The following is a 5,583-nucleotide window of genomic DNA, read 5'->3' on the forward strand; positions in this document are numbered from 1 at the left end:
CGGTGAGCCCCGACCCCTCGAACTCACGCTTGTTGACCACCGTCACCCGCACACCGGCCGCTCCGAGCCTGGCGAACGCCGTCGGGTGCGGCTGCCACTCGAGCGGGTCGACGCGCTTGTCCCACCGGAGGTGGTTGAGCAGCCGGTCGGTGCCGGGCACCCGGGCGGTGAAGCCGACCAGCCCGTGGGTGCCGGGCGTGAGACCGGTGCCGAGGGAGGTGAGGCTGGTCGCGGTCGTGGACGGGACCCCGGCGGTGCCGGTGGCGCTCCCGTCGACGAGCGACGAGAGGTACGGCGCGGCGTGGGCGTGGCGGCGCAGCAGCTCGGCACCCAGCCCGTCCACGAGGAAGATCACCCAGGACCCGGCGTCGGGCAGCAGCAGCCCGGTGGGGGGCGGGCCCACGGCGTCCGGCCCGAGGCCCAGTGCACGCGCCACCGCGGGCACGACGTCGCCCAGCGAGCGGTCGCCGTACGCCGGCTCGGTGAACGCCTCGGCCGGCGTCACGCGCCGCGGGTGCGCGCGGAGAGCGCCTCGGCGAACTCGAGGAGGCCGTGCACGGCGTCCGAGCCCTCGGCCACGGCCGAGACCCGCAGCGAGAAGTCGTCGCCCGCGATGACGCCGGTGTAGCCGTGGTCGGCGTCGCACTCGGGGTCGGAGCAGGAGGCGGGCTCCAGGTCGACGCGACCGACACCGCCCCAGCCGATCGTCAGCACCGCCTCGGCGGGCGGGGTGGGGCCGGACGTCGGGTTGCTGATCATCCGCGTGACCACCACGGAGCGGACCGAGGCGAGGGCGATCGCCTCCGTCGAGGTCGAGGTGTAGGGGTCGGGCAGCAGGTCGTCGCCCGGGTGCTCGTCGGTGTGGGCCAGGATCAGCCGCGACGGCGTCAGCACCACCACGGTGAGGTGCCGGCGGACCTCGTCGCGGTCGAACGTCGGCTCGTGGTGCACGTAGAAGGACAGCACGTCCTCGCCGGCCACGGCCGCGAAGACCCCGTCGGTCACGACCTCGGGGTAGTAGCCGGTGTGGTCGATGGCGACGCGGAGGGCTCCCGCGTCTCGCCTCGTGGTGCGCATGCGGGCAATCCTGTCACGCGGCTCGATCAGTCGGGCAACGTGTCGCCGGGCGGTGTGGACAGCCGGCGCACGAACCAGTCCGAGCGCGGGTCGAGCACCGGCTCGATCCGGGCGGAGCCGCCGAGCACCGCGGCGCCCGAGGCGCCGGCCAGGATCAGGGGCAGTTCGAGGGCCCGGACCTCGGGCAGGTCGTTCTGCACCTGGGCCACGCGGCGTACGAGCCGCTCGATCTCGACGACGTCGACGATCTCCGATCCGCGGTAGCCGAACAGGATGGGCGAGGCCTTGATCTCCCGGACCATGTCCTGGGCGTCGTGCTCGGCCAGCGGTGGGATCCGGAACGACCGGTCCCCCAGCAGCTCGGTGAGGGGTCCGCCGATGCCGAAGGACAGCACGGGCCCGAAGAGCGGGTCCTCCATCGAGGAGATCCCGACCGGGATCCCGGGCGGGGCGTTCTTCTGCACGACGAAGCCGGCCCGCTCCGGGGAGTCGATGACGCGGCTCAGCGTCGCCCAGGCGTCGCGCATCTCCTCGGCGGTGTCGATGTTGCGCCACACGTGCGCCAGGTCGGGCCGGTGCCGCAGGTGGTCGGCGGTCGCCTTGAGGACCACGTCGAAGTCCAGGTCCTCCGCCGCCGCCAGCGCCTCGTCGAGGGTGGCCACGGGGCGGGTGTCCCACAGGTCGATGCCGTAGGGGGCGAGCAGGTCGCGCAGCTCGGTGAAGGAGAGGTCCTTGCCGTCGGGGTGGTGCATGAGCAGCTCGTTGACGTACCGGCGGCCCGCCGTGCGGTCGACCAGCGCCTCGTCGGAGTGGGCGCGGTCCGGGGTGCGCAACCACACGGCGTACTCGACGACGCGCGCCAGCGCACGCACGGCGGCCTCGACGGCGGGGTACGACGGCACGGAGCCGCGACCGGCGCTGGAGCCGGCGACGTCGGGGACCCGCAGCAGCTCGGGGACGCCCTCGGCGCCCAGGAAGGTCGAGACGATCGGCTTGTCGGACTGCTCCCCGACGGCGGCCAGGACGTTGGCGACGTCCTCGCCGGAGATGTTGAGCGGCGGGATGTAGATCGCCGCGACCGCGTCGACCTCCGGGTCGTCGATCGCCGCGTCGAGGGCGTCCTCGAAGTCCTCGGCCCCGGCGTCGGCACCCAGGGCGACCTGCTTGTTGACCACGAGGCCCACGCTGGTGGCCGCGTCGGCGGCGAGCAGGCCCAGGGCGTCGGAGTTGCCGACCACGGCCACCCGGCGTCCCCGCGGCAGCGGCTGGTGCGCGAGCAGCTGGGCGACGTCGAACATCTCCTCCAGGGTGTCGACCTGGATGACGCCGGCCTGGCGGAACATCGCGTCCACCGCCTGCGACGGCGCGGCGATCTTGCGCACGGCGTGACCCATCGGGACGCCCTGCGTGCTGCGCCCGGAGCGGACGGCGATGATCGGCTTGCGCCGGCTCACCCGCCGGGCGATGCGGGAGAACTTGCGCGGGTTGCCGATGGACTCCAGGTAGAGCAGCACGACCTCGGTGGCGTCGTCCTCCTCCCAGTACTGCAGGAGGTCGTTGCCCGAGACGTCGGCACGGTTGCCGGCGCTGACGAACGTCGACAGGCCCAGGCCGCGGTTGTTGACCTTCTCCAGGATGGCCGAGCCGAGCGCCCCGGACTGGCAGAAGAAGCCGGCACGGCCACGGGGGGGCATCAGTGTCGACAGCGAGGCGTTGAGCGAGACGTCGGGATCGGTGTTGATGACGCCCAGCGCGTTGGGGCCGATCAGCCGCAGCCCGTAGGAACGGGACAGCCCGACCAGCCGGCGCTGGCGCTGGCGGCCCTCCTCGCCGGTCTCGGCGAAGCCGGAGGAGATGACGACCAGTCCGTGCACGCCCTTGGCGGCACAGTCCAGGACGACGTCCTGCACGGCCTCGGCGGGCACGGCCACGATCGCCACGTCGACCGGACCGGGGATGTCCCCGACCGTCTTGTACGCCGGCATGCCCGACACCGCGTCGGCGCTCGGGTTGACGACGTGCACGCGTCCGGTGAAGTCACCGAGGACGAGGTTGCGCACCAGCGCCTGGCCGATGGTGTCCTGGCGCCGACTGGCACCGATGACCGCGACCGACCTCGGCCGGAAGAAGCTCTCGATGGAGGCGAACTCGGCGCGGTGCTCGCGCTGCTCCATCACGCCGAGCGCCGTGTCGGTCGGGTCGATGCGGAACTCGAGCTCCATGACGCCCTCGTCGTAGGCGCTCTTGACCTGGTAGCCAGCGTCCTTGAACGTGTGGATCATCGCCTGGTTGTCGGGCAGCACCTCGGCGACGAAGCGGTCGATCCCCCGCTCCCGGCCGGCCTGGGCGAGGTGCTCGAGCAGGAGCTGGCCGATCCCCCGGCCCTGGTGCCGGTCCTCGACGAGGAACGCGACCTCGGCCTTGCCGGGCTCGATGGTGTCGTAGCGCCCGACCGCGATCATCTCGCCGCCGACGGTGAGGATGAAGGCGACGCGGGTGACGTAGTCGACCTCGGTGAAGCGCTTGACGTCCCGCTCGGAGAGCTGGGGCATCGGCGAGAAGAACCGGTAGTACTTCGACTCGTCGGAGACGCGCGCGTAGAACTCCACCAGCAGCTCGGCGTCCGCCGGCCGGATCGGCCGGATGTGGGCCGTCCGGCCGTCGCGCAGCAGGACGTCGGCCTCCCAGTGACGTGGCGGAGGGGTGGCCTGCGGGGCCTGCGTCTCGGTCACACGCGAAATCTAGCCGGTCGGGGCGAGCCGGACGGCGCGTCACCCGCCGACCACCCCGGCGCGCCCCGTGCGGGGAGCCACCGTCGTACGGGGACAATGGCGCCATGGCACGGCGTACCGCGACACCACCCCCGCCCGACGACTTCGAGGAGCACATCCTCGACACCAACATCGGTGACGAGATGCAGTCCTCCTTCCTGGAGTACGCCTACTCGGTCATCTACTCCCGTGCGCTCCCGGACGCGCGCGACGGCCTCAAGCCCGTCCAGCGGCGCATCCTCTACACGATGGACGAGATGGGCGTGCGCCCCGACCGCGGTCACGTCAAGAGCGCCCGCGTCGTCGGCGAGGTCATGGGCAAGCTGCACCCGCACGGCGACGGGGCGATCTACGACGCCCTGGTCCGGATGGCCCAGCCCTGGTCGATGCGGTTGCCGATGATCGACGGCCACGGCAACTTCGGCTCGCCCGACGACTCCCCCGCCGCCATGCGCTACACGGAGTGCCGGATGGCGCCCGCGGCCGCGGCGATGACCGCCTCCATCGACGAGGACACCGTCGACTTCAAGCCCAACTACGACTCGCGGGAGACCGAGCCGGTCGTCCTGCCCTCGGCGATCCCCAACCTGATCGTCAACGGCACCACCGGCATCGCGGTCGGGATGGCCACCAACATCGCGCCGCACAACCTCGTCGAGGTCGTCCAGGCCCTGCGCCACCTGATCACCTCGCCGCAGGCGTCGCTGGACGACCTGATGCGCTTCATCCCCGGGCCCGACCTGCCCACCGGCGGCAAGATCGTGGGCCTCGACGGGATCCGCGACGCCTACGAGACCGGCCGCGGCGTGTTCAAGATGCGCTCCACGGCCCGCGTGGAGGCGGTGACCCCGCGCAAGAAGGGCATCGTGGTCACCGAGCTGCCCTACGGCGTCGGCACCGAGCGGGTCGTCGAGCGGATCAAGGCACTCGTGCTGTCGAAGAAGCTCCAGGGCATCTCCGACATCAAGGACCTCACCGACCGCTCCCACGGCCTGCGCCTGGTCATCGAGGTCAAGAACGGCTTCGTCCCCGAGGCCCTGCTCGAGCAGCTCTACAAGCTCACGCCGATGGAGGACTCCTTCGGCATCAACACCGTCGCCCTCGTCGACGGCCAGCCCCGCACGCTGGGGCTCAAGGAGCTGCTGGAGGTCTTCCTCGGGCACCGCTTCGACGTCGTGCGCCGCCGCTCGGTGTTCCGCCGCATGAAGGCCGCCGACCGCCTGCACCTCGTCGACGGCCTCCTGCTGGCGATCCTCGACATCGACGAGGTCATCCAGGTGATCCGGGCCTCCGACAACGCCGCAGCGGCCAAGGAGCGGCTCATCGAGATCTTCGAGCTGTCCGAGGTGCAGGCCGACTACATCCTCGACATGCCGCTGCGCCGGCTCACGAAGTTCAGCAAGCTCGAGCTCGACAAGGAGCGTGACGAGCTGATGCGCACCATCGAGATGCTCGACGCGATCCTGGGCGACGAGAAGATGCTGCGCAAGGTCGTCTCCGACGAGCTCGCCGAGGTCGCCAAGACCTACGGCACCCCGCGCCGTACCGTCCTGCTCGCCTCGGCCGGGTCCCCGGCCACGACCGCCACGGCGGCGCCGCTGGAGGTGGCCGACGAGCCGTGCTTCGCCTACCTCTCCTCCAGCGGGCTGCTCGCACGCTCGAGCAGCGCCAGCGTCCCGGGTCGGGGCGAGGGCCGCGCCAACCACGACGTCGTCACCTCCGCGGTCCGTACGAC

General features: G+C 71.8%; 4 protein-coding genes. 1 reads left to right on the top strand and 3 read right to left on the bottom strand.

Annotated features, from left to right (window positions below):
* From ACXJKL_RS13160 to ACXJKL_RS13170, 3 genes are all read right to left on the bottom strand, one after another.
* A partial coding sequence (locus tag ACXJKL_RS13160; protein ID WP_457207496.1) for an alkaline phosphatase family protein occupies positions 1-505 on the bottom strand: 505 nt, incomplete at its 3' end.
* Positions 502-1,077, bottom strand: a complete 576-nt coding sequence (locus tag ACXJKL_RS13165) for a DUF5998 family protein (RefSeq protein ID WP_457207497.1) — start codon at positions 1,075-1,077, stop codon at positions 502-504. The genes ACXJKL_RS13165 and ACXJKL_RS13160, both read right to left, overlap by 4 nt.
* A 26-nt stretch (positions 1,078-1,103) precedes the next feature.
* Positions 1,104-3,809, bottom strand: a complete 2,706-nt coding sequence (locus tag ACXJKL_RS13170) for a bifunctional acetate--CoA ligase family protein/GNAT family N-acetyltransferase (RefSeq protein WP_457207498.1) — start codon at positions 3,807-3,809, stop codon at positions 1,104-1,106.
* 104 nt (positions 3,810-3,913) lie between these two features.
* Between ACXJKL_RS13170 and ACXJKL_RS13175 the strand changes: the two genes are divergently transcribed.
* A partial coding sequence (locus ACXJKL_RS13175) for a DNA gyrase/topoisomerase IV subunit A (RefSeq protein ID WP_457207499.1) occupies positions 3,914-5,583 on the top strand: 1,670 nt, incomplete at its 3' end.

This window comes from Nocardioides sp. P5_C9_2, from assembly GCF_054049555.1.